The organism is Paludibacterium sp., assembly GCF_019232825.1.
GTDB lineage: Bacteria > Pseudomonadota > Gammaproteobacteria > Burkholderiales > Chromobacteriaceae > Paludibacterium.
Window position 1 is genome coordinate 1 of the sequence record NZ_JAFAND010000066.1, and the last position, 19,801, is coordinate 19,801.

Annotated in this window: 20 protein-coding genes; 9 read left to right on the forward strand and 11 right to left on the reverse strand. The window is 63.9% G+C overall.

From position 1 onward, the window contains the following. Positions 1 to 239: SirB2 family protein (locus tag JOZ06_RS08300; protein ID WP_293231214.1), on the forward strand; the 239-nt coding region annotated here is incomplete at its 5' end. Positions 240 to 354: 115 nt separating this feature from the next. On the opposite strand, the gene JOZ06_RS08305 is transcribed toward JOZ06_RS08300, so the two are convergent. From JOZ06_RS08305 to JOZ06_RS08325, 5 genes are read right to left on the reverse strand one after another with little or no spacing between them, the layout of a single operon-like run. After that, a complete protein-coding gene (locus tag JOZ06_RS08305; RefSeq protein ID WP_293231216.1) occupies positions 355 to 729 on the reverse strand; it encodes a hemerythrin domain-containing protein in 375 nt (124 codons plus the stop codon). Beyond that, a complete protein-coding gene (locus tag JOZ06_RS08310) occupies positions 726 to 1,505 on the reverse strand; it encodes a ferredoxin--NADP reductase (RefSeq protein ID WP_293231218.1) in 780 nt (259 codons plus the stop codon). Before JOZ06_RS08310 ends, JOZ06_RS08305 begins: the two co-directional genes overlap by 4 nt. A 9-nt stretch (positions 1,506 to 1,514) precedes the next feature. Beyond that, a complete protein-coding gene (locus JOZ06_RS08315; RefSeq protein WP_293231220.1) occupies positions 1,515 to 2,603 on the reverse strand; it encodes a hypothetical protein in 1,089 nt (362 codons plus the stop codon). A 13-nt stretch (positions 2,604 to 2,616) separates the two neighbouring features. Next, positions 2,617 to 2,892: a DUF2249 domain-containing protein gene (locus JOZ06_RS08320; protein WP_293231223.1), complete on the reverse strand. Its 276-nt coding sequence runs from the start codon at positions 2,890 to 2,892 to the stop codon at positions 2,617 to 2,619. A gap of 18 nt (positions 2,893 to 2,910) precedes the next feature. Beyond that, on the reverse strand, positions 2,911 to 3,213 hold the full coding sequence (locus JOZ06_RS08325) for a metal-sulfur cluster assembly factor (protein WP_293231226.1): 303 nt from the start codon (positions 3,211 to 3,213) through the stop codon (positions 2,911 to 2,913). 183 nt (positions 3,214 to 3,396) lie between these two features. On the opposite strand from JOZ06_RS08325, the gene JOZ06_RS08330 reads away from it, so the two are divergent. The 5 genes from JOZ06_RS08330 (at position 3,397) to JOZ06_RS08350 (ending at position 8,556) form a co-directional block, all read left to right on the forward strand. Continuing rightward, positions 3,397 to 4,452: a HoxN/HupN/NixA family nickel/cobalt transporter gene (locus JOZ06_RS08330; protein ID WP_293231229.1), complete on the forward strand. Its 1,056-nt coding sequence runs from the start codon at positions 3,397 to 3,399 to the stop codon at positions 4,450 to 4,452. 175 nt (positions 4,453 to 4,627) lie between these two features. Next, positions 4,628 to 5,722, forward strand: coding sequence for an extracellular solute-binding protein (locus tag JOZ06_RS08335; protein ID WP_293231231.1), 1,095 nt, complete (start codon positions 4,628 to 4,630; stop codon positions 5,720 to 5,722). A 102-nt stretch (positions 5,723 to 5,824) separates the two neighbouring features. Then, a complete protein-coding gene (locus tag JOZ06_RS08340) occupies positions 5,825 to 6,730 on the forward strand; it encodes an ABC transporter permease subunit (protein WP_293231234.1) in 906 nt (301 codons plus the stop codon). Then, the gene (locus tag JOZ06_RS08345; protein WP_293231237.1) at positions 6,727 to 7,521 is read left to right on the forward strand and encodes an ABC transporter permease subunit; all 795 of its coding nucleotides are present in this window, start codon (positions 6,727 to 6,729) and stop codon (positions 7,519 to 7,521) included. The genes JOZ06_RS08340 and JOZ06_RS08345 overlap by 4 nt, the downstream gene beginning before the upstream one ends. A 30-nt stretch (positions 7,522 to 7,551) precedes the next feature. After that, positions 7,552 to 8,556 (forward strand): ABC transporter ATP-binding protein, encoded by a 1,005-nt coding sequence (locus JOZ06_RS08350; RefSeq protein ID WP_293231240.1) that lies wholly within the window; start codon positions 7,552 to 7,554, stop codon positions 8,554 to 8,556. 19 nt (positions 8,557 to 8,575) lie between these two features. Here the strand turns inward: JOZ06_RS08350 and JOZ06_RS08355 are convergent, their stop codons facing one another. From JOZ06_RS08355 to JOZ06_RS08380, 6 genes are all read right to left on the reverse strand, one after another. Further along, positions 8,576 to 9,967 carry a methyl-accepting chemotaxis protein gene (locus JOZ06_RS08355; RefSeq protein WP_293231243.1) on the reverse strand — a complete coding sequence of 464 codons (1,392 nt, stop codon included), beginning with the start codon at positions 9,965 to 9,967 and terminating at the stop codon, positions 8,576 to 8,578. Between the two features lie 391 nt (positions 9,968 to 10,358). Continuing rightward, positions 10,359 to 10,742: a transcriptional regulator gene (locus JOZ06_RS08360; protein ID WP_293231246.1), complete on the reverse strand. Its 384-nt coding sequence runs from the start codon at positions 10,740 to 10,742 to the stop codon at positions 10,359 to 10,361. A 523-nt stretch (positions 10,743 to 11,265) separates the two neighbouring features. Then, entirely contained in the window at positions 11,266 to 12,087 is an 822-nt protein-coding gene (fdhD, locus tag JOZ06_RS08365; RefSeq protein WP_293231249.1) for a formate dehydrogenase accessory sulfurtransferase FdhD, read from the reverse strand. A gap of 43 nt (positions 12,088 to 12,130) precedes the next feature. After that, positions 12,131 to 13,120, reverse strand: coding sequence for a GTP 3',8-cyclase MoaA (gene moaA, locus JOZ06_RS08370; protein WP_293231252.1), 990 nt, complete (start codon positions 13,118 to 13,120; stop codon positions 12,131 to 12,133). A 65-nt stretch (positions 13,121 to 13,185) separates the two neighbouring features. Then, complete coding sequence (gene fdhF / locus JOZ06_RS08375) at positions 13,186 to 15,330, reverse strand: formate dehydrogenase subunit alpha (protein ID WP_293231255.1); 2,145 nt, start codon at positions 15,328 to 15,330, stop codon at positions 13,186 to 13,188. Positions 15,331 to 15,363: 33 nt separating this feature from the next. Continuing rightward, complete coding sequence (locus tag JOZ06_RS08380) at positions 15,364 to 15,897, reverse strand: 4Fe-4S dicluster domain-containing protein (RefSeq protein ID WP_293231258.1); 534 nt, start codon at positions 15,895 to 15,897, stop codon at positions 15,364 to 15,366. Between the two features lie 334 nt (positions 15,898 to 16,231). On the opposite strand from JOZ06_RS08380, the gene hypA reads away from it, so the two are divergent. Genes hypA through hypF form a run of 3 tightly spaced genes read left to right on the forward strand, consistent with a single transcriptional unit; the run spans position 16,232 to position 19,723 of the window. Next, positions 16,232 to 16,573, forward strand: a complete 342-nt coding sequence (gene hypA, locus JOZ06_RS08385) for a hydrogenase maturation nickel metallochaperone HypA (protein WP_293231261.1) — start codon at positions 16,232 to 16,234, stop codon at positions 16,571 to 16,573. A gap of 34 nt (positions 16,574 to 16,607) precedes the next feature. Then, positions 16,608 to 17,423 (forward strand): hydrogenase nickel incorporation protein HypB, encoded by an 816-nt coding sequence (gene hypB / locus JOZ06_RS08390; protein ID WP_293231263.1) that lies wholly within the window; start codon positions 16,608 to 16,610, stop codon positions 17,421 to 17,423. Then, a complete protein-coding gene (hypF, locus tag JOZ06_RS08395) occupies positions 17,420 to 19,723 on the forward strand; it encodes a carbamoyltransferase HypF (RefSeq protein ID WP_293231265.1) in 2,304 nt (767 codons plus the stop codon). Before hypB ends, hypF begins: the two co-directional genes overlap by 4 nt. The last annotated feature ends 78 nt before the right edge of the window (positions 19,724 to 19,801 follow it).

Below are 19,801 nucleotides of genomic sequence, written 5' to 3' on the forward strand. Positions count from 1 at the left end.
ACACCACGCTGCTGACGGCCGCGCTGTGGCTGATCAGCCAACTGCACCAATATCCGTTCGTCGACGGCTGGCTGACCGCCAAATTCGTCGCGCTGGTGGCGTACGTGTTGCTGGGAAAGTTGGCGCTGCGGCAAGGACAGCCCGCCCTGCGCGCATGGGGTTTCTATCTGGCGGCGCTTTTCTGCGTCGCCTATATCGTCGGCGTCGCGGTCACGCATTCCCCGCTGCTCGGGCACTAGGGGCGTTGGGTGTCACGCGTGTCTGTGGCGCACTGCCTTCGGCGAGTGCGCCCTACGCGAATAGGTGTCCGTAGGGTGCAATCGCCGCGCGGCGCGCGGCATTGCACCAAACACCTCACGCGTTGAGTTGTTCGAAGCAGGAAAACAATTCGCGTTCCTCGAAGCGGACGTGGGCGGCGAGCAGCGTCGCGAATTCCTGCATCGCCCGCAGGTCGCCCCCCTCGATCTGAGCGAGCAAGTGCCGCAGCCGGGCGTGTTCGTCGAAAAACCGCCGCAGCGGCAGGGGCGCCTTGGCTTGCAGCGAGGGCGGCAACAGCCGTTCCTCCTCGTCGAAATGCGCGCGGAGTCCCGGTGCGTGGCGATGGGGAATCTGCCGCATCAATTCTTCCAGCACCGCCGTGTCGTCCAGATGTGCCTGGATGCGTTTGGCCAGCACCAGCGCGGAATGATGTTCCCGCGACAGCGGGATGAGTATCGTGCTGCGTTTCACCAGTATTTCTCGAATAACATACTGCCGGCCAGGCCGCGCCGGCAAGGCAGGAAGCCGCGCTCGTTGAGGAAGGCGCGCATGGCGGCGGTAAAGTCCGGATTGCCGCAGACCATGACGCGGCTTTCGGCGGGATCGAACGGCAATCGCACCTTGGCCGCGAGCGTGCCGTCCGCCAGCAGCGCGGGGATGCGGCCTTGCAAGCAGCCGGGCACGGTCTCGCGCGTGACGATGGGCAGATAGTTGAAGCGATCAGGCGCGTCGGCAGCCAGCTGGCGCAGTTCGTCGGCGTACGCGAGTTCGTCGGCGTGGCGCACGCTATGCGCCAGAATCAACCGGCTGTAGCCGGCGAGCAGCGCCGGGTGGCGCAGCATGGCGATGTAGGGGCCGAGGCCGGTGCCGGTGGCGAGCATCCATAGGTGCTTGCCGGGAGAGAGCTGGTCGGCGAGAAAGAAGCCCAGCGCGGCGGTTTCCAACATCAGCGTGTCGCCCGGCTGCATCGCCGCCAGGCGGCCGGTGAGCGCGCCGTCCGGGATCAGGGTGATCAGGAACTCCAGCTCCGCCGCGTCGGGCGACGACACGATCGAGTACGCGCGCCAGACGGTTTCGCCGCCGGCGTCATCCGGCACGCCCAGCCGGACGTAATGGCCGGGGGTGAAGGAAAAGTCTTGCGGCTTGTCGAGCGTGATCGACACCAGTGTGGGCGCCCAGCGGCGAACGGCGCGAATCGGCGCGGCGATCTGGCGCGGGCGGGGTGGGACGGCGGGAAAAGACATCATCGTTTCCTTTTAGCGCGCAGGCACTCGGCGCGCGGCCCAAAAACTTTCCAGCAGCACGGCCAGGAAGGTGGCCAGCACCAGGGCATTGCCGATGGCGCCGTATTGACGCCATGGCAGGCCGCCTTGCCAGGCGGACATCACGCGCACCAGCAGCGTGACGTGCAACAAGCCGAGCGGCAAATAGAAGCCACGATGCCAGCGCATTTTCATGCGTGTCAATGCCGGGCCAATGACCGGCGCGTGGCCGCACACCATGGCGAACACGAAACCCAGCATCAGCGCGTGCAGGGCGGCATCGCGCAGCGGGCTGCCGATATTCAAGGCGCCGGCCAACCCCAGCAAGGCGGCGATGCCGAGCCAGGCGTAGCCGGACAACAGACAGACGGCCATGTAGCGGGTGAGCCCTTGCGCGTGGACGGTCCGGCGCGCGATATCGAAACGCAGCAGCCAAGCCGCCAACAGCAGCAAGGCCAGCGCATAGGCGGCGAGCGCGCCGCCCAGGATGGCGTGGACGACGGCGCTGCCGAGCATGAGCGCGACGATGGCGGCGAACAGCCAGCGCGCCGGCCGCGGCGTGGGCACGAAACGCGACAGCTCCAGCCGTTCGCCGGCGATGGTCAGAATCAAAAAGGCGGTCCATAGCGGCACCGCCGGCAGGATGGCGCCGCTGACGAGCCAGACGCCATTGCCCAGGAGCCAGGCCAGCGCGGCCGCGGCGAGGGTGGCGAGATGGGCGACGCGCTGCCGGCGCCAAACGTCGGCGCAGGCGAGCGTCATGATGAGCGCGCCCGCGCTCATCAGCCAAGGCGCCAGCGCGCCATCGGGCCATGCGAGCAGGCACAGGGCGGCTAGCCCCGACGCGGCCGGCGCCAGGTAAGGCCAGCGGCGCGACAGCGCCACCGCCCGTTCCAACCCGATCAGCGTGCCGAAAAAGCCGCCGGTCATCAGCGCGCCATGCACGCCGGTGAGCGCCAGCACGGCCGCCGGCATCGGCAGGCCCAAACGCCCAAGCCCCGAGAGCACGCCGGCAACGAGGGAGGCGATGGCCGGTAGAACCAACAGCAGCCGAGGTGGCGTGGCGGGGGCGCGGGCGGTCATGGCTTTGCTCCGGTTAACCGCAGCAGCGGCCTTGCGCTTGCAGGCCGTCGACTTCGCCCTCTTTGCCGATGCGCACTTGCCAACGCTCCGGGCCGGTTTCCAGATAGGTCCAGCTGAATTGTTCCGGCGCTTCGGCCTGGAATTGGTAATGCAGCGGCTTGGGGTCGTGGTCGTTGGTCAGCAGCAAGGCTTCGCCGACCGGCAGGTGTTGGAAAATACCGAAAATCAGCGCATGGCGGAAACGGGGTTCGATCAGGCGAACGTCAAGAGTCACGGCAGTTTGGGTCATGGTTTGCTCCAGGGAATGTCAGTTGTTCCAACCAAAATGGTTGCGGGCCTGCTCGCTCATGCATGCCGGGCTCCAGGGCGGATCCCAGACCAGGCGCACGTCGATCGTGCAGGAAGGTGGCACCATGTCCCGCAGTACCGTTTCCACCTCATGGAGAATGCTTTCGCCCATGGGGCAAGCGGGGGAGGTCATGGTCATGTCGACCTGCACGGCGGTTTCCTGGCATTCCAGGCGATAGATCAGACCCAGGTCGACGATGTTCATGCCGACCTCGGGGTCGATCACTTGGCGTAGTGCCTCTCGCAGGGTATCGGGGGTCATGGTTTAAGATATAAAATGAATACATCTTTAATGTAATCCAAGACGGGCAATAAATCAATATTTTGCATGTATCTTTTGTGCGCCATGCGTTTTGATGTATCGCAACAAGCATTTCATAACTTTTCGTTGTTTGTATGATCGGCGCTATACTCCGTCACATTCCAGTGTAGGAGAGCCGGCAGCATGCTGAGACAACTTATCGGAGTGATCGCGCGGTCCGGCAGACCTGTGCGCCTGCGCCTGGCGGCGATCTACGGTTTTTTGATTTCCTTCAACCTGATGGCCTGGGCGTGGGCTTTCGCCGTTTTTCACGATCACCCGGTGTTGTTGGGCACTTCGCTCCTGGCCTACGGATTCGGGCTGCGTCACGCGGTCGATGCCGATCATATCGCCGCCATCGACAATGTCACGCGCAAGCTGATGCAGCAAGGGCAGCGTCCGGTGGCGGTGGGGATGTGCTTCTCGCTCGGACATTCCAGCGTGGTGGTGCTGGCTTCGGTCGGCGTTGCGCTGGCGGCGCATTGGATGAATGGCCGCTTCGCCGCGCTTCATGCCGTGGGCGGTGTCATCGGCACCTGCGTCTCGGCGCTGTTTCTGTTTTTGATCGCCGTGATGAACGCCGTCATCCTGGTGGCGATCCTGCGTGCCTGGCGCCGGGTGCGCCAGGGCGGCCGCTATCACGACGACGATTTCGATCTGTTGCTCGCCGGCCGCGGCCTGCTGGCGCGGCTATTCCGTCCGCTATTCCAATTGATCACGCGCAGTTGGCACATGTATCCGCTGGGGTTCCTGTTCGGTCTCGGCTTCGATACCGCGACCGAGGTCGGTTTGCTCGGTTTGTCGGCCACGCAGGCGGCGCAAGGCATGTCTCCCTGGTCGGTCATGCTGTTCCCGATGCTGTTCTCCGCCGGCATGTCGCTCGTCGATACGCTCGACGGTCATTTGATGTTGGGCGCTTACGGCTGGGCGTATCTGAAGCCGGTGCGCAAGATCTACTACAACCTGAGCATCACGCTCGTGTCCGTGCTGGTGGCGGCGCTGGTCGGCGGCATCGAGGCGCTGGGACTGATTGCCGACCGGTGGCAGCTTTCCGGCGGTTTTTGGTCGCTGATTGGCGAACTGAACGATCACTTTGGCCTATTGGGTTATCTGATCATCGCCATCTTCGTTGCCAGTTGGCTGCTCTCGCTGCTCATCTATCGCGTCAAAGGCTACGACAAGCTGGAACTCAGCCGCTGAAGGCCAAACCCCGGTGTTGTCATGACGCCGGGGCTTTGCTGAGGTTGTCGTATTGGCGATAGGGCGGCTGCCGCTGTCGCTGAAATGCATTTGTCACAAAACTGGCATCCCTTTGTCATTTTCACTGTTTATTCTCCGGCTTGTTTATCGTGGACTATGCCAGAGGATAAAACTCATGAACCGTAAGCTGCTTGCTGGTGCCGTATTGACCGCCCTGAGTGTCGCAACGGCCGCTCAGGCGGGGAGTTTGGATAGCCTGATCCAGGCTGCCAAAAAAGAAGGTCAGTTGACCACGATCGGCCTGCCGCACGACTGGTGTGGCTATGGCGCCATGCTGGCGGATTTCAGCGCCAAATATGGCATCAAGATCAATGAGTTGAACCCGGACGCCGGTTCCGGCGACGAAGTCGAAGCCATCAAGGCCAACAAGGGCAACATGGGGCCGCAGGCGCCGGACGTGATCGACGTCGGCCTGTCGTTCGGTCCGCAGGCCAAGGATGCTGGCCTAATCCAGCCGTACAAGGTGTCGACCTGGAACACCATCCCCAAGGAAGCCAAGGATAGCGAAGGCTACTGGTACGGCGACTACTACGGCGTGCTGGCTTTCGAAATCAACACCGATCTGATCAAGCAAGTGCCGACCGACTGGAAGGACCTGCAGAAGCCGGCCTATCGTAACGCCGTCGCCTTGGCGGGCGACCCGCGCGTGGCCAACCAAGCGATTTCCGGCGTATATGCCGCCGGCCTCGCCCAAGGCGCCAAGGACCCGGCCAAAGCCGCGGATGCCGGCCTGAAGTTCTTCGCCCAGCTCAACAAGAACGGCAATTTCGTTCCGGTGATCGGCAAGGCCGCCTCGCTGGCGCAAGGCACCACCCCGATCGTCATCCGTTGGGACTATAACGCGCTGGCTGACCGCGACACGCTCAAGGGCAATCCGAACGTTCAGGTGGTCGTGCCGAAGAGCGGCGTGCTGGCCGGCGTTTACGTGCAGGCCATCAGCAAGTACGCCCCGCACCCGAATGCCGCCAAGCTGTGGATGGAATATCTGTACTCCGATCAAGGCCAGCTGGGCTGGCTGAAGGGGTACTGCCACCCGATCCGCTTCAACGATCTGGCCGCCAAGAAGAAGGTGCCGGCTGATCTGCTGGCGAAGCTGCCGTCGGCGGCGCTGTACAAAAAGGCCGTATTCCCGACCTTGCAGGATCAGGAAACTTACAAGGCCGCCATTACCAAGCAATGGGATGCGGTGGTCGGCAGCAACGTGAAGTAAGCGCTGCGCCATGTTGTGGCCGCCATGGCTGTTGGGTCATGGCGGCGTTGTCGCGCCAATGGGCGCGGTAAGAACGATCCCTGTGATATGCAAAGAAATCCGATGGCCATTACGGACACTGTTGACGAGCCTGCCGCCGTATCCGGCGGCACGCGGCCTCGCGCCGGTCAATTCTTGACCTGGCTCGGCGTTGCCCCCTTCATGATTTTTGCCCTGCTGTTTCTGATTCTGCCAACGGCCCAGCTGATGGTCGGCGCCTTTCAGGACGCGCAGGGGCACTTCACCCTGAATAACATCGCCCGGCTGTTTACCGACGATATCCTTAGCGCCTATTGGATCAGCTTCAAGGTCAGCTTCGTTTCGGCCGCCACAGGCGCGGTGCTGGGCTTGATCCTGGCGCTGGCCGCCATACAGGGCGGTTTGCCGGCTTGGGTGCGACCCACGCTGATGACTTTCTCCGGCGTGGCCTCCAATTTCGCCGGCGTGCCGCTGGCGTTCGCCTTTCTCGCCACGCTGGGACGCATCGGCTTGCTGACCGCGCTATTGCGCCAATACCTGGATTTCGACCTGTATGGCACCGGCTTCAGCATCCTGAGCTTCACCGGCCTGACGCTGACCTATTTGTATTTCCAGATCCCCTTGATGGTGCTGATCATCGCCCCGGCCATCGACGGCATGAAAACCGAGTGGCGCGAGGCCTGCGAGAGTCTGGGCGGGAGCGGCTGGTATTTCTGGTGGCATGTCGCGCTGCCGATCTTGTTCCCCAGCATCCTCGGCTCGGCGTTGCTCCTGTTCGCCAATGCCTTCGGCGCCGTGGCGACCGCCTACGCGCTGACCGGCAGCTCGCTCAATATCGTGCCGATTCTGTTGTTTGCCCAGATCCGCGGCGACGTGCTGCACGATCAGAACCTGGGTTATGCGCTGGCGCTGGGCATGATCGTGGTGACCGGCTTGTCCAACGCGGGCTATATCTGGTTGCGGGCCCGCACGGAAAGGGGGCGGGCATGACGCGCACGACTTCCCGTATCGGCGCCTGGATCGCCATGATCGTGGGCTCGCTGTATTTTCTGTTGCCGCTGGCGGCGACGTTCCTGTTCAGCCTCAAGATGCGCCGCGACGCCTTGTCGTTCGACGCGTACAAAGTGGTGCTGACCGACCCGCAATTCCAGGCGACCTTTGGTTATTCGACCTTGATGGCGGTCTTGACCATCGTCAGCGGCATCGTGCTGGTGGCGCCGACCGCTTTCTGGATTCAGCTCAAGCTGCCGCGACTGCGCGCCGTGGTCGAGTTCATCACCTTGCTGCCGCTGGTGATTCCGGCCATCGTCATCGTGTTCGGCTATCTGAAGATGTACAACAGCAGCGCCTGGCTGCCGTTGACCGCGCATGAGCGCAGCACCGATTTTCTGCTGGTCGCCAGCTACGTCACGCTGTCGCTGCCGTATTTGTATCGCTCGATCGATACCGGGCTGCGGGCGGTCGACGTGCGCGGGCTGACCGAGGCGGCGCAAAGTCTGGGCGCGGGCTGGGGCGGCATTTTGCTCAAGGTGATTCTTCCCAACGTCAAATCGGCCATCCTGTCCGGCGCGTTCCTGACCTTCGCGGTGGTGATCGGCGAGTTCACCATGGCTAGCCTGCTTAGCCGTCCGGCCTTTGGCCCCTACCTGCAACTGATCGGCGCCAATCGCGCCTACGAACCTGCCGCGCTGGCGATCATCGCCTTCCTGGTGACCTGGGCCTCGATGGGGCTGATCCAGGTGTTCGCCCGTAACGGGCGCGCCAAGCGCAAAGCGGCCTAAGCCGCGAGATCGACAAGGAACGCAACGACCATGGCATTTTTGGATATCAAGCAAATCAATAAGCGCTTCGGCACGCAGCAGGTGGTGTGCGACATGGACATCGCCATCGAGCGCGGCGAGTTCGTCACCTTTCTCGGGCCGAGCGGCTGCGGCAAGACCACGGTGCTGCGCATGATCGCCGGTTTCGAGGCGCCGACCGCCGGCGCGATTTGCGTCGGCGGGCAGGATATTACCGCCCAATCGCCGCAAAAGCGCGGCATCGGCATCGTTTTTCAGAACTACGCGCTGTTTCCCAATTTGACGGTCGAGCAGAACATCGGTTTTGGCCTGAAGGTGCGCAAGCTGCCGCGGCGAGAGATCGCGGCCAAGGTGGCCGAAGTGTTGCGGCTGGTGGAGCTCAACGGCAAGGAAGGGCACTACCCGCATGAGCTCTCCGGCGGCCAGCGGCAGCGCGTGGCGCTGGCGCGCGCGCTGGTGGTCGAGCCGAAGATTTTGCTGTTGGACGAGCCGTTGTCGGCACTGGATGCGCGCATCCGCAAAAACTTGCGCGAACAAATCCGCGATATTCAGCGCCGCCTGCAATTGACCACGGTGTTTGTCACCCACGATCAGGAAGAAGCGCTGACGATGTCCGATCGCATCTATGTGATGAATCAGGGCAAGGTGGAGCAGCACGGTACGGCCGAGGAAATCTATACTCAGCCGGAAACCGAGTTCGTGGCGCGCTTCATGGGCAATTACAATCTGCTCAAGGCCGAGGAAGCCCATCAGCTGCTGGGGTTGCAAATCGACGGCCATATGGCCATCCGGCCCGAATCGATCCATGTGCTGTCTGCCGGCAGTCACGAGTTGGGAACGTTCGAGGGCGTGATCCGGCGGCATCAGTTGCTGGGCGGCGTGATCCGCTATCAGGTGGAAAGCCGCGGCGTGGCGTTGTGGGTGGACCGGCTCAACCGTAACGTGGCCGACCTGTTGCCGGTCGGCGCCTCGGTGCGGCTGCAGATCAGCGACGACGACATGCGCGTGGTGCGCTGACGCCGCCGCCGGATTCGGGTTATTGCCCGATGATGTGGTTGAAGCGCACGTCCGCGCTCATCACGCCGAGCAGTTGGCCTTTCTGGTCGAACAGCGGCGTGCCGATGGTGAAGCAATACTGATTGGTGTCGACCGAGCGGTAGAGGTCCGACACGTAAAGCCGGCGCTGCCGCGCCGGCTCCTGGAACCAGCGGCGGTCGCTCCAGTTGTTCTTGCGGCCGTCGAGGTTGACCTTGCCCGACTCGACATCCGAGCTGATCTGCTTCCCGCTGGTGTCGGTGATGCACAGCATCTCGAAGGCGGTTTCGCGCTGATACAGCGCGCAGAGCTTGCGATCCAGATCATCCGACTCAAGCCGGCTCAGCTGCCACTTGGTGATTTCCTCTTCCACCACTTGACGCATGCGCTTATGGCCGGCGAAGCGGAACTCGCCCACCTCGGTCAACAGCGTGTCGCACTGGGCGCTCATCTGGGTGGCGTTGGCCGCCAGCGCCTGCGAGCCTTCCAGTTGCTGCTGCGAGCTTTCCACCACCGCGCCGATCTGATCGGTGATCGCGCGCACCTTATCGTTTTGCGAGGCGCTGGCGTCGGCGATGACCTGCACGTGCGCGATCAGCGTGTTGATGTCGCGCGACGCGGCCTCGATCGAGGCGCCCGCCTGCTGCGACACGGTGATGCCGGCGTGCACCTGCTGCGACATCGCCGTCATGGTGTCGCTCGACGACGCGACTTGTTCCTGGATCTTAGCCAGCAGCCCTTCTACGTTCTGCGTGGCCGTCATGGTCTGGTCGGCGAGCTTGCGCACTTCGTCGGCGACCACGGCGAAACCGCGCCCTTGCTCGCCGGCGCGCGCCGCCTCGATGGCGGCGTTGAGCGACAATAGCCGTGTGCGGTCGGCGATGTTCTTGATCAGTTCGACCACTTCGCCGATCGAGGCGGAGCTGTCCTTCAACAGTCCCATCTGCTGTTCCAACGCCGAGGTGCTCTCGCCGATGGCCTGAATTTGGTTGCGGCTTTGCAGGTCGTTGACGTTGGCGCTTTCGGCGGCTTCGGCAACCTGGCGCGAGAAGGCCGAGGCTTCGCTGGCGCTCGCGGTGATCGACTCGACCGTGGCGGCCAGCGTCCGGCTCGCGGCGGCGATGTTTTCCGCGTTGGCCTGCTGGGCCTGCGCGCGCGCCTCCAGTTGTTTGGATAGATTGGCGAGATCGGGCGCCTGTTGCGATAGTTGAATGGCGGTACTGGCGATTTTGATCAGCGTGGTGTGAAAACGCGACAGCAAACCCTTGATCAGCTGCCCGACCCAGCCGAGATTGCCGTGTTCGTCCAATGAGACGGTCAGATCGACGCCATCGCGCGTGGCCTCCGACAACGGTTTGAGAAACTGCGTCAGTTTACGTGCGGAAACAAACATGTACTTCACTCCCGGCCGTTCTGGTGTGGCCTAAAAATGCTGTGCTGTGGGTGCAAAAACGGGCTGCCGCAAGGCGCGGACGGTCAAAAAAACAGCGCAAGACCGTAAATTCCTATGCCATATTTCTATGTTTTTGCTAGGCATACGAGATAGTACACGGCCACAGGCCTGTGTGGCGATGTGGGTGACCGCGCGCATCGGTAGCGAATCCGATGTTGGTTACTATATACACAGGCTCAGCATAATTACATTAGCAAATGCTAAATTGTTTGGTTTGGATCAACCTGCAGGGGGCGGGGCGAGGGCAAGCAGGCCGGATTGGTCCGCCTAACGCAGAAGACGGCTGTCAGGCGCGATCGGCCTGACAGCACGATGATGATGGGTCACTTGGTTAGCGTATCGTCTGTTTTTCGCGGTCACACAATACCGCCTCGGCCGCGCCGGACAGCTCGGAGGCGCTAAGCGCCAACTGTTGGCTGGCCTTGAGCACACGCTCGATTTGCGTCAGCTGCTGTTTGAGTATGCCGGTATCGAGCTGACCCTCGGCAATGGCGCGCACCATCGTGGCGTTTTCCTCGGTGATGTCTTCGAGCTTGATGCCCAATTGATAGCGCAGGCGCAAGAGCTCCATCACCGGCTTGGGGATGCGCCGATCCTGTTCGTAGCGCGAGCCGCCCGATTGGGTGACGCCGACGGCGGACCAAAACTCCTGTTGATTCAGGTCGAGACGGCGGCGCATTTCCCTGGGATCGAAATCCACTTCTTTGCTAAGCATGATCGTTCCTCTTTGTTTGATTTAATCACAAGTAATAAATTGTTTAATTTAGGCTCAGCCGATCCCCTCAGCGGTACGCTGTTATTTTTCAATACAGGGGGGCGAGTCCATGTCGCGGCGTCGATGCACCTTGCCGGCGCTTCAATGCCGCGCTGTCACAATGGAGGGGATGACTGCGCAAAAGTTCAGTGTCATCAGCAAGGAGCATGTCATGGGGATCTGAGATATTTCTGTGACGGATCTCGGATTCTTCTGCCATGACTCACGCTTCTTACATACGGGATTGTACCTAGGGCATGAGAAAAGGGAATGCAACGACAAGCAATTTAAGACAAGTCTTACTTTATCCAGGGAATAATTTAATTTTCATATCCACTCCGTCGCACAGCCCTATTGACGGGCTTGATGCGGTCAGGGTGGTCATGCCCTTTGCATGAGGTATTGGCTGACGAATGATTGCGTCTTGGCTGTCACGGAGATCGGACTAATGGCCGCGGTGTTGGCGGTTCTTCTGGCTTGCCGGTTATGCCGAGGCGCCGTCCGCGCCGTAGGCGACAAAGCCGTTGGCGCGGCAGAAGCTTAAGAGCGTGATGCCGGCATCAACAGCGATGCGCACCGCCAGCGACGTGGGGGCCGAAATGGTGGCGATCAGCGCGATGTCGCGCCGCGCCGCCTTGCGCACCAATTCGTAGCTGGCGCGGCTAGTGAGAAACACCAGGCCGCTATCGGGCGCGATGGCTTCGCGCGCCATCCAGCCCAGCAGTTTGTCGAGCGCGTTGTGGCGGCCGACGTCTTCGAACAGGCGCACGATATCGCCCTCGGGGGTGCACCAGGCCGCGCCGTGGGCGCAGCCGGTTGCGCGCATCAGCGGCTGATGGCTGGGCAAATCCTCGAGAATGCGGGCGATCGCCGTCTCATCGACGGCCGGCGCCTTTGTGCCGATCCGAGGCGGCGCCAAATCCAACAGCTCGATGCTTTCGATGCCGCATACGCCGCAGCCGGTACGTCCGGCCAAGGCGCGGCGCTGAGCTTTGAGCGCGACGAAATCCCCCTGGGCAATTTCCATTTGCACTTCGGCGCTGTCCGCGTGCATGACCACTTCGATGTCGCGCACCGCGCCGACGTGGTCGACGATCCCCTCCGACAAGGCAAACCCGAGCGCGAAATGGTCGAGGTCGGCCGGCGTGGCCATCATCACCGCGTGGGATATGCCGTTGAACACCAAAGCCACCGGGCATTCCTCGGCCACCAGATCGGTGACGGACTGCAACGTGCCCTGGCGATGGCGTACCACGGGCAGCGATTGGCTGCCGGGCAGCGGGGGGGAGGCGGTGGTGTCGGACATGGTGGGGCTTTCGGTAAAAAAACGCTGAGCCGCAGTGTACGGCTTAACCGCCGGTCTGCGACATGAAGCGCGCGATTTTTTGCGGCGCGGTAGCGAAATCGTGGCTATGCGGCTTGAGTTCGATGGCGGCGCGGATGGCCGCTTCCAACTCGGCCTCGTCGATGCCGGCGCGCAATAGCGGCCGTAATTCGACGCGCTCTTCCTGTCCCAGGCACAAATAGAGCGTGCCGTCGACCGACAGGCGCACCCGGTTGCAGGTGGCGCAGAAATGCTGCGATACCGGTGTGATGAAGCCGACGCGGCCACGGCCGTCGGCGGTTTCCCAGTAGCGCGCCGGTCCGCCCCCAAGTTCCGCGGTGGACGGCTTGAGGTCAAAACGCTCGATCAGCCGCGGACGAACTTCGTCCAAGGGCAGGTAGGCGGCGTTGCGGCCGGCTTCGCCGATCGGCATCGCCTCGATCAAACGCAAAATGAAACCGTGGTCCAGACAAAAAGCCGCCATGCGTTCGATCTCATGATCGTTGACGTCGCGCATGGCCACCATGTTGAGCTTGATCGGCGATAGACCGGCATCCTTGCCGGCCATGATGCCGGCCATGATGGCGTCGAGGCTGTCGCGGCCGACGATGCCGCGCACGCAGGCGCGGTCGAGCGAATCCAGACTGACGTTGATGCGCGCCAAACCGGCGGCTTTCAGTGTCTTGGCGTGCTTGGCCAACTGGGTGGCGTTGGTGGAGAGCGACAGGTCGCGCACGCCGGGCAAAACCGCCAGACGCCGGACCAAGTCGGCCAGCCCGCGCCGAAGCAGCGGCTCGCCGCCGGTGAGGCGGATCCGGCCCGCGCCCATGCGCGCGAACACGGCAACGACCCGTTCTATCTCATCGAAGGTCAGCCAAGTATCCGGTTCGGCATACCCGTCGAATTCGCGCGGGCGGCAATAGCTGCAACGCAAATCGCAACGGTCGGTCAGCGAAAGGCGCAGGTAGTCGATGCGGCGGCCGAAGCGATCTTGCAAAGGAGCGGCAAGGTTCATGATGGACTCGATGGCGGCAATGGAACCGCCCCCGGCTGGGCCGGGGGCGCTGAACGTCGACAGGCTTAGTTGAGCGCCGCCTTGCGCATGTCGGCCTTCATCTTGCTATAGGTCTCGCGCACATGGGTTTCCGCCCAGGACTGATCGGCGATAGCCTCGACCTTGACGGCGCTGTACTTGTACTCAGGCGTTTTGGAGATCGGGTCGAAATGCTCGACCGTCAACTCGTTGCAGGCGCCGATCCACCATTGGTAGGTCATGTACACCGCGCCGGCATTGACGCGCGGGTTGATGTTGGCGCGGGTGATCACCTTGCCGCGGCGCGACGATACCCAAACCAGCGATTGATCCTTGACGCCGTAAAGCGCGGCATCGTCCGGATGAATCTGCACATAGCCCGGCTCGTCGGCCAGCGTTTGCAGCGCGCTGCAGTTGCCGGTCATCGAGCGGCAGGAGTAGTGGCCCACTTCGCGCACGGTGCACAGGCCGAGCGGATAGTCGGCATCGACCTTTTCCAGCGGCGGGCGCCATTCGGCGGCGAACAGCAGCGCCTTGCCGCTCGGGGTGTCGAAGCGGTTGCCTTCGTACAGCCACGGCGTGCCGGGGTGGTCCTCGGTCGGGCACGGCCACTGTACGTAGCCCAGGTCGGCCATCTTGTCGTAAGTGGCGCCGGTATACAGATGGCACAGGCCGCGCAGCTCGTCCCAGATTTCCTGCGCATTGTTGTAATGCATCGGATAGCCCATGGCGGTCGCCATCAGGCTGTGGATTTCCCAGTCGTCCTTGACGTCGCCCGGCGCTTCCACCGCCTTGTAGCAGCGTTGGAAACCGCGGTCGGCGCTGGAGAACACGTTTTCGTGCTCGCCCCAGGACGTGGCCGGCAAAATCACGTCGGCCATCATCGCGGTTTTGGTCATGAAGATGTCTTGGACGATGATCAGGTCGAGCTTGGCAAAGGCTTTGCGCATCGTGCCCAAATCGGGCTCGGTTTGCAGCGGGTCTTCACCGAAGATGTAGTAGGCCTTGAGCTCGCCTTCCTCGATCAGGTGCGGCACCTCGGTCAGGCTGTGGCCGACCTTGGCCGGCAGGCTGTCGACATGCCAGGCCTTGGCGAAGCGCTCGCGTGCGGCATCGTCGGTGACGCTGTAGTAGCCGGGCAGCGTGTTGGGCAGCGCGCCCATGTCGCAAGCGCCCTGCACGTTGTTCTGGCCGCGCACCGGGCCGACGCCGACGTTCGGGCGGCCCAGGTTGCCGGTCAGCGTGGCGAGGCTCGACAGGCCCTTGACCACGTCCACGGCCTGGCCCCACTGCGTCACGCCCATGCCCCAGAGGATGGTGGCGCTCGGCGCTTGCGCATACATGCGGATGGCCTTCTTGACCAGCTCAGGGTCAAGGCCGGTGATCTCGGCGGTATATTCCGGCGTGTACTTGGCCACCATGGCCTTGTACTCGTCGAAGCCTTCGGCGAACTGTTCGACGAACGACGGCTTATACAGCTTCTCGTTGATCAGCACGTTGGCGAAGGCGTTGACCAGCGCCATGTTGGAACCGTTCTTCAGCGGCAGGTACAGGTCGGCGATACGCGCGGTTTCAATGAAGCGCGGGTCGCAGACGATGATCTTGGCGCCTTTTTCCTTGGCTTTGAGAATGCGGCGCGCCACGATCGGGTGCGAGTCGGCGGCGTTGTAGCCGAACACGAAAATGCAGTCGGTGTCTTCGATTTCGCAAATCGAGTTGCTCATCGCGCCGTTGCCGAGCGTGGCCATCAGGCCGGCGACCGACGGGCCGTGGCACACGCGCGCACAGCAGTCGATGTTGTTGGTGCCGATCACCGCGCGGGCGAATTTCTGCGCGACGTAGTTCGATTCGTTGCCGGTGCCGCGCGACGAGCCGGTCATCATGATGGCGTCCGGGCCGTATTGTTCCTTGATGGTCTTCAGGCGCGAGCTGGCGAAGGCGATGGCCTCGTCCCACGAAACCGCCTCGAATTCGCCGCCGCGTTGGCGACGGATCATCGGCTGCTTCAGACGCGGCGTCAGCAGTTTGGTGTCGTTGAGGAAATCCCAGCCGTAATAGCCCTTCAGGCACAATTCGCCTTCATTGGTCACGCCGTTGGCGGCTTCTGCGCCGACTACCTTGCCGTTCTCGACCAGCAGGTTCAGTTTGCAGCCCGAGCCGCAATACGGACAAACGGTAATTACCTTCTTCATGTTGCACTTCCTTCAGCGGGAAATTGAAAGCGATCAAAGCGGCAGCGAGGGCACGTCCAGCGCGGCTTGCTCGCGGCGTTGCTTGGTGATGGCCGCCATGCGTTGCTGGTCCACCATGTGCAGGCACTTGGTCGGGCAGGATGCGATACAGGCCGGGCCGGCCGGGTTGTCGATGCACAGGTCGCACTTGAGCGCCACGGCCTTGGCCGCGCGGCTCTTGAGCACGCCGGCTGCCTGCGGGACGGTGGTCACTTCCATCGCGCCGTAGGGGCAGGCGACCATGCAGGTCTTGCAGCCGACACAGCGCTCTTGCAGAACCTGGATGCTATCGTCGCGGCGAACGATGGCGCCGCTGGGGCAGGCGTTGGCGCACGGGGCGTCGTCGCATTGCCGGCACAGCACCGGCGTGCTGACACGCGCGCCCTTGATCACCTTGAGCCTGGGGTTGAAGTTCGCCGGCGACAGCATGTCCTCGCCGCCGGGTAGCGGATGCGCCAATGCGCATGCGACCTCGCAGGTTCGGCAACCGATGCAGTTCTGTGGTTCGGCAATGATGAACCGGTTCATGTTTCCGCCTCCTTGTGGGCTTCCGGACTGTAATCACGACAATGAATACCGATGCTTTGCATTTGCCGTGCCAGGTCGGGATCTTAGGACCGATGCCGTTGCGGAAATTTGCGCCAGCGCAAGCGCGGTGTGATGACAACCTAGATAGCGCCTTGATTTGATGGACAATGTGCCGTGACGAAAGCGCGCGGCCGGGGGTTGTGCCGCCAGGGCGGCAACGGGCGGCGGGCCGGTGTGGCGACAGGAGTGGCTCGTCAAAAGTGTCGAAGTGTCGACGGACGAGCGGCCTGGCGTGTTACTGGATGATGATAAAATAGGCGCGTGAGGAAACTATATGCATGAACTGATGCTGGCCGAGAGCGTGGTGCGCCTGGTCGAGGACACCGCGCGCCAAGCCGGCGCCAAGCGCGTCACGCGGGTGCGTCTGGCGCTGGGCGCGCTCGCGCATGTCGATCCCGATGCCTTGCTGTATTGCTGCGAGCTGGTGGCGCGCGATGGCGTGGCCGCCGGCGCCGTGTACGAGGTGGACCGGCCCGCCGCCGAAGCCTGGTGCGCGAATTGCTTACGCATCGTCGTGCCGGCTGCCGCCGGCGCGTCTTGCCCCGACTGCGGCGGATTCGAGCTCGACATCCGTGCCGGCGAGGAAATGCGCGTCATTGATATCGCCGTGGCTTGAGGCCCGGCGCTTAGAAAACGAGAAGGATTCCGTCATGTGCACCACCTGCGGCTGCGGCCACGGCCAAGTCACCATTAACGGCCGGGCGGCGCGCCCAACCCGGTCCGACGCCGCGCCGCGCGCCGGCTACCGCGCCGTCGCCCCCCTGGATGCCGTGCATGCGCCCGGCCTCGACGCCGAGCGCACGTTGCGCATCGAGCAGAATATCTTGGCGGACAACGACGCGCGCGCGGCGCGCATCCGCGCGCAATTGAAAACGCAGGGTATTTTTGCCCTCAATCTGGTCTCGAGCCCGGGGTCGGGCAAGACGAGCCTATTGGTGGAAACGCTGCGCCGCTGGGCAGGTCGAGCGCCCGCGGCCGTGATCGAGGGCGATCAGCAAACCGCCAACGATGCCGAGCGCATCCGCGCCACCGGCGTGCCGGCGGTGCAGATCAATACCGGCAAGGGCTGTCATCTGGATGCGCGCATGGTCGCGCAGGCGCTGGGTCAATTGCAAGAAGAGGGCGCGCTCCTCGACCGAAGCCTGCTCTTGATCGAGAACGTCGGCAATCTGGTTTGCCCCGCGGCTTTCGACTTGGGCGAGGCGCATAAGGTGGCGATTCTGTCGGTGACGGAAGGAGAGGACAAGCCGCTCAAATATCCCGATATGTTCCGTGCCGCCGACTTGATGATCCTAAGCAAGACCGATTTGTTGCCTTATCTGGATTTCGACGCCGAGGCGGCCATCGCCATGGCGCGTCAGGTGCGGCCGGGGTTGCCGGTGATCCGCCTGTCGACGCGTGACGATGCCGGTTGGGCTCAATGGCTCGATTGGCTCGGCGCGGGCCTGGCGCGGGCGGGCGCATGACCGTCGAGCGGCAGCGCCTGGTGGTGCGCGGCGTGGTTCAGGGCGTCGGCTTCCGGCCGTTCGTCTACCGGCTCGCGACGGAATTGGGGCTGAGCGGCTGGGTGCGTAACGACGCGCTGGGCGTCACCATCGAGGCACAGGGGACGCCCGTGGCGCTGTCCGCGTTGTCGGCGCGCCTTCGCGCCGACAAGCCGCCGCTGGCGCGCATCGACAGCATCGAGACGACCGCGCTGCCGCCGCAGGCGGACGCGCTATTCGCCATCCGCCTCAATCATAGTGGCGCCGCCGCCGGCACGGCGGCCATCGGCCCGGACTCCGCCACTTGCCCGGCGTGCCTGGCGGAGTTGTTCGACCCGGGCAACCGGCGTTACCGCTATCCCTTCATCAATTGCACCGACTGCGGCCCGCGCTATACCTTGGTGCGGCATCTGCCGTACGAGCGTTCGGGCACCAGCATGGCGGCGTTTCCCCTGTGCGAGCGCTGTCAGGCAGAGTACGAAGACCCGCTGCATCGCCGCTTCCATGCCGAGCCGAACGCCTGTCCGGACTGTGGGCCGCGTTTGACGCTGATCGGTGCCGACGGCGCGGCGGTGCCGGGCGATGCGATTGCCGCCACACTGGCCCTGCTGCGTCAGGGGCGGATCGTCGCCATCAAAGGGCTGGGCGGGTTCCATCTGGCCTGCGACGCCAATCATCCCGAGGCGGTGGCGCGTCTTCGCGCGCGCAAGGACCGCGAGGCCAAGCCGCTGGCGGTGATGGTGGCCAACTCGGCCTCGCTCGATGCCTGGGTCGATTGGCAACCGGGTGACGCCGATCTGCTCGGGCAGCCGGCGCGCCCGATCGTGTTGCTGCAAAAGCGCCCAGCGGCGGAACGGGACTTGCCTGGCATCGCCCCGGGGCTCGCTTGGCTTGGCGCCATGCTGCCCTATACGCCGTTGCATTATTTGTTGTTTCACGAGGCGGCCGGCAGGCCCAGTGGGCTCGATTGGCTCGCGGCGCCGCAGCCGCTGGCGCTGGTGATGACCAGCGCCAACCCGCATGGCGAACCGCTGGTGATCGATAACGACGCCGCGCGCACCGAACTCGCGGGGCTTGCCGATGCGATCCTGCTGCATGACCGCGCCATCGTCACCCGCTGCGACGACAGCGTGCTGCGGCAAGAGGCGGGGCGGGCGCAATTTCTGCGCCGTGGGCGCGGCTATACGCCGCTGGGTATTCCGCTATCGCGCTCCGGTCCGGCGGTGTTGGCCATGGGCGGCTTCTACAAGAATGCGCTGTGCGCGATGCGGGGCGATCAGGCGTTTTTGTCGCAACACATCGGCGACCTCGACCGCGTGGCCGTGTGCCTGGCGCAAGAGGGAACCGTCAGTCACTTGCTGCACCTGCTGCAACTGACGCCGCAAGCGGTGGCGCACGATTTGCACCCCGATTTCCATGGCACCCGGCTGGCGCAACGCCTGGCGGACGAGTGGCGGGTGCCGGCCATTGCCGTGCAGCACCACCATGCGCACATTGCCGCCGTGCTGGCCGAACATGGCGTGGATCGCCCCGTGCTCGGGCTGGCGCTCGACGGCGTCGGCCTGGGGGACGATGGACAGGCTTGGGGCGGCGAGCTGCTGCTGGTCGACGGCGCCCGCTGCCGGCGCCTTGGACACTTGCGTTCGATCGGTCTGCCGGGCGGCGACCGCGCCGCGCGGGAGCCGTGGCGCATGGCGTCGGCGGCGCTGGCGTTGATGGGCCGTGGCGACGACATTGCGCCGCGTTTCGCCGCCGAGTCCGGCGCGCCGCAGCTGGCGCAGATGCTCGCGCGCGGCGTGGCGCACACCACCAGCATGGGGCGCTGGTTCGACGCGGCGGCGGGGCTGTTGGGCGTGGCGGCGCGCATGCGTTACGAGGGGCAGGCGGCGATGTTGCTGGAGGGACTGGCCGCGCGGCATGGGCCGGTACCGGCCGAGCCGGGGCTCTACCATGCCGGCGCCGATCTGGATCTGCTGCCGCTGTTGGCGCGGCTCGCCGACGAAACGGATGCCGGCTACGGCGCGGCGCTGTTCCACGCCGTGCTGATCGAGGCGTTGGCCGATTGGACGGCCACGGCGGCATGCGCCCACGGCTTGGACCTGGTGGCGTGCGGCGGCGGGTGCTGGCTCAACGCGTTATTGAGTCAGGGGCTTGCCCGCGCGTTCGAGGCGCGCGGCCTGCGCATGTTGACGGCGCGCCAGGCCCCGCCGGGCGACGGCGGTTTGGCGCTCGGCCAGGCCTGGGTGGCGCGCCATGTATTGGATCAATCCGGCCGGGCGTAGCGCGCGGCTGCGACGAAAGGACGCGCCCGTTGGCGCGGAAATGCCGTGGTGTTGATCGTGCTCATGGTTTGGGCGGCG